1 protein-coding gene is annotated in these 5412 nt (G+C 32.6%); it reads left to right on the forward strand.

Features of this window, described 5'->3' with window-relative positions:
• The first annotated feature begins 255 nt into the window (after nt 1–255).
• Nucleotides 256–5322, forward strand: a complete 5067-nt coding sequence (locus Q4534_RS23890; protein WP_303615680.1) for an AAA family ATPase — start codon at nt 256–258, stop codon at nt 5320–5322.
• The last annotated feature ends 90 nt before the right edge of the window (nt 5323–5412 follow it).

The raw sequence follows: 5412 nt of genomic DNA on the forward strand, positions 1-5412 counted from the left end.
GCTCATCATTATAAGAGTTTGTTGATGAGCAATATACCAATGGTAAACCTTTAGCTACCGGAGGTTGAGTTCAACATCGGCTATAGCAAATGCGGGCTGACTGCTTAAAAATGAAGATATTGCAACTAAACAAAATCACGGTAGGCAGACAAGAAAGCGGTTTCAAAATCCCGCACTTGCCATAGCCATGGCCGTTGTGGGTAATGCAAAAAAAACTCAGTTAATATAAATAAGACTACTAACTAAGGGAATAATATGTCAGACAAGGGAAGCGTATTTCAAAAAGGAGGTGGAGGTACTAACTTCGAACAACTCGTTCAAACCGCATTTATGACCACGCTTATCATTCGTGGTAAGGTTCCTTGTATTCCTTTAGGTGAACTATCAGAGGTTGCGATGCAAGTCACCAATAGGGGCTATGAAACTGATGACTTTATGGCTACTGCTAAATCAGCAAGTGGAAAACACCGTTTATTGGTTCAGGTAAAACACGATATTTCATTTACCGCTGACAATGATAAGTTCAAAGAAGTTATTAATGCTTTTTGGAAAGATTACAACAATACTTCAATTTTTGACAAAACAAGAGATAAACTCCTAGTCGTTAAAAATGGTTTGACGAAAGACGAAAGAAATCATCTAAAATCCCTTTTTAATTGGGCGGTAAACCACGCAACAGAAACAGATTTCCATTTAGAAGTAAACAGAATCAAAGCGAAGAAAAAGCGATTAGATGTTTTTCGGTCAGTATTAAAAGAAGCGAACAATAACACAGATTTAACAGACAAAGAGATTTGGGAATTTCTGAAATGCGTTGATGTCTTGGAATATGATTTCTTACACGAAGGTAGTATTGATAAAGCTTACTTTTTTAATCTGATTAAGTTAAGTAGAAGTAAAAATTCAACTGCAACAGAAAGTGAAATTTGGAATAATATTTTTTCTTATGCCTCAACACTTAACAAAGATGGTGGAAGTGCCACACTTGAAAGTATCAAAGACAAAGATTTCTTTCAGCATTTTGACAATGCACAATTAAGTCCATTCTTCAAAGCGGTTGAAAAGCTCAAGTCAGACAGCAAAGAAATTTTGAGACCAATTAAAACTTCAATCGGAAAAGGTGAAAATGAATTTCAATTACGAAGAACTGAAGCAAGAGAAAATATATTGCAAGCGATAAGCGATTCTCAGTTTACGATCGTAACAGGAAAACCCGGTGTTGGTAAATCAGCCGAAATAAAAGAAATTATTCAAAAAGATTTTCCAAATGCCAGTGTGTTTGTTTTCAGAGCAGACCAATTCAATGAATCTACACTTGCAAATGTTTTTTCAAGTCAAGGCGTAAATGAAACAATACAAGATATTTTCTCTTGTATTTCGCTTATCGCTGAAAAAATCATTTTCATTGATAGTTTGGAAAAATTATTGGAAGCAGACCCAGAATGTGCTTTCAAACAATTGCTAGCATTGCTTGAAGAACATCCTGAAATCAAAATTATTGCTTCATCACGGAAATATGCGATTGACTTAATTACATTAAAATTCGGTATTAATAAGAACGAAACGACAATAATTGATATTCCAACGCTTAATGAGGCAGAACTAAAACTTGTGTCTGAAAAATTTCCACAATTACATAATATTCTGAAAAACGACAAAGTAAAAAAGTTACTTCAAAGCCCTAAATATCTAGACTTTTCAATTTTAGCAATTGGTAAATCAAATGATGATTACGCAAATGTCTCTCTGACTGAATTTAAAGATAAATTATGGAACTCATTAGTTGTAGATTCAACCAATACAAGAAACGGACTTCCAATTAAACGAGAAGAAGCGTTTAAAGAAATTGCAGTAAAGAGAGCGAAAGAAATGAAACTCTTTACAAAGCCCGATAAATCTGATGCGGAAGCAATCGCTTGTTTAGAAAATGATGAAATCGTATTTCAAGAAAACAACAACAGAAAGTATTCCCCTACTCACGATATTTTAGAAGATTGGGCTTTAGTAAAATATGTTTCTTCAAAGTTTGAAGAAAATCCGAAGCCCCAAGGTTTGTTTAGTAGTTTAGGAAATGAACCTGCAATTAGACGAGCGTTTCGTCTTTGGATTGAAGATTATCTAATTGATAACAGCAGTAAGATAAATGAATTAATTAAAGCAACTTTTTCCGACAAAACGATTGAAAAATATTGGGCAGATGAATTGTTGATTGCAGTTTTTAAATCCGAAAATAGTAGTTCATTTTTTACAGCTTTTGAAAAAGAATTACTTGAAGACAACGCTACTTTCTTCAATAGGTGTTTACATATTATAAAAACGTGTTGCAAAGAAACTGACCAAAACACAAATACCAGCAGTTTACTTTTGCCAATTGGTTCGGGTTGGAAAGAAGCAATGTTTTTTATTCAAAAGAACATTACTCAATTAGAACAAGTAAAACTTTCAATACTCAATTTTCTTTCTGATTGGTATTACCGATTACTTTTTCAATACAAAAAAATTGAAAACGCAGAATTAGAGGCGTCAAAATCTATTGTTCTAATTTATTTGAAAGAAATTGAAGAAGAAAAAGATTTTTGGCAAGAAGAAAATGCCAAAGACAAATCATCAAATTTGATTTCAATTTTGTTTGACTTGGCTTCAATTTCAAAGGAAGAAATAAAACAACTTATTACAAGAGCATTTAGCAATAAAGAAAATCGGGAATCTTGGAGATTAAATTCTTTTTACAAAAATGTAATTGAAAGTTGTCTTTCGGGTATAGGAAACCAACGTTTGATAATAGAATTGCCCGAATTGATTATTGACGCAGCTTGGAAAAATTGGAAATATATACCGCCAAAGGAATCTGATTATCCAGATGAAATTAGATTCTTATCAAGAAACTCCTTGCGAGATGAGAAATGTTGGGGAATACGAGATAAACAATCGTTTTTTCCTTCGGGAATTTACAAAACACCTTTTTACAATTTATTGTGGGTTCACCCTATCGTTGGATTGAAGTTCATCATAGATTTTATCAATTATTCGGTTGAATTTTACGTAAGCGCTAATTGTGAATACAAACATAAAATTCATCACATTGAATTAGAACAGAATGACGGAACGAAAACAAAACTTTCTGCAGCGTGGGAATTGTGGGCTGCATACAGAGGTTCAAGTGTTACAAATTATGCTTTAGAATCTTTGCTAATGAGTTTTGAAAAGTTTCTATTAGAAACGGCAAAACGAAAGTCTGAAGTAAGCAAAGAAAATCTAAAGTATATATTTGATTATGTTCTTAAAAACACTAATAATGTCGCCCCATTATCTGTTTTAACAAGCGTTGCTATTGCTTATCCTGAAGAAGTCGAAGAAGCAATGTTGCCACTTTTATCTGTTAAAGAATTTTATGATTGGGATTTAAACCGTGCACTTCAAGAACGTTCAGTCCTTGCCCCTATGGACAATCGGATTTCATTTGCCCAAAAGGAGCGTTGGGAATCAAATCAACTTCCTCACAGAAACCAATACCAAAGAGGTTTAGGCGATTTTATCGTGAATTATCAGTTTAATGTTAGAAAACTAAATCAACAAATTCACAATCTATTTGATAAACTTAAAGCGAGTATCAAAGATGATGATTTAATGTGGAAAAAGCGACTGAATGAAATCGACATAAGGAATTGGGAAGTTCAACCCTATGACGAAAAACTTGGCGGACTAGTTGTTCAACCCAAATACGAAAAAGAAGTTGTTGAACATTTGGCATCGTCCAAAGATTATATAGACAAGCAAAACAAAACAGCCGAATTTTCAGGAATAATTTCAAAGGCATATAAAAAAGAGGTAAGCATAAATTTTGAAAAATGGACAGAATGCTATCAATACTATTCTAATTCTGAAAATTTCGATATTCTATTTAGTAAACCAATAACGCTTGCGATTGTTGGTTTAAGTGAGTTTTCTAATGATATTTCAGAAGAACAGAAGAATTGGTGTTTAGAAACTATAGTAAATGCAATAGGTTCTATTCTTCAAGATACATTTAGTAGAGATTATAGCCTAAATATGAGTGTTAACTTAATGGAGAAGGAAATAGCATTATCTTCTTTCCATCTGTTGATGCAGAATGTAAATAACGATGACGATAGAAACGGAATAATAGCAACAATGATTTATATGCTATTCGCCCCGTTTCCAGACCACGAGATTGATAAAATTACACAATACGTGAGGGAAGTGTTTTTCAAACAATTTCCTGATGAAGCAAAAAGAGTTTGGCTTGGACTTATCAAATATTCAAACTATAAAAAATCAAACCCTAATCATTATGGCAATAAAGATGAAGAAAATCTGAAAAAGGAAAATGAATTTGTTCAGCAAATTGCATCTGACATAAATTCAAAGTTAGACCTAACAGAAATAAGTTTAGAAAAAAGTGAGGGATATTTATTGGCAAGAGCTTTGGTAATTACACCTTACGACACAATAGATAAAGAATTTACAGATTTCATAAACCACATATTGCCGATAGTTCTTGGTGACTTAACCAAAGAAGAAGATTATTCATATAACAGGAACAGAGAATCACGTCAATTTCATCACGAATCAATTTCAGACATTGAACAATACTTTGCCTCTTTATTTTTAGAGGCAAATTTTGATTTTTCAAAATCTGTTTTAACTACGATGGTCAATTCATTGTCTAAAGATACACCAAGACAAAGTTTTGGAAGAGACGATTTGTTACAATTTGTAAATACTACTTTAGATTATTTTGTATTGAAATTATATGACAACGGGAATTTAAAAATAGATCAAACAAAATATTCACTACAACAAACCAACTTTTGGAATCTTTGGGAAGTTCTGTTTGACTTAATCCCAAGTGATGGAAAACACCCACTAATTCAAAAACTTTTGTTGGACATTAGATATTTGTTATGGGATTATCAAGGGAACCCGAATGAAAAAAGTTGGAACGTTTTGAATGGAAAAAAAGAGTTTTACAAAAAAATGTTTCTTGAAAAAGGAATAAGCAATGCATCATCAGTAATAAATGTTTTTTCAACAATTGGAGGTAAAGAATTTTTACCAGAGGGCATCAGTTGGCTAACAGATGTTTTCAAATTAAAGCCCATTGCCTCATTATCATTGACATCAGTTTCATCAAATAGAATGATTAAAGGACTTTTCTACAATCACATTTCTAAAATCAAAAACGATAAAACTCTTATAGAAGACTATGTTTGGATATTAAATCGAATGGTAGATTTAGGTTCTTCAGAAGCATACTTGTTCCGAGAAAATGTGATAACATATAAAAGCCTTGAAAATTAAAAAGCACATACCCACAACAATTAAGCTACAATGATGCGAAGTAAGACTTCGGTTCATTGTAGCGTATGTTGGACTCAGCCTCCGGTAGCT

It is taken from the genome of Cyclobacterium sp. 1_MG-2023 (assembly GCF_030546805.1).
GTDB lineage: Bacteria > Bacteroidota > Bacteroidia > Cytophagales > Cyclobacteriaceae > Cyclobacterium.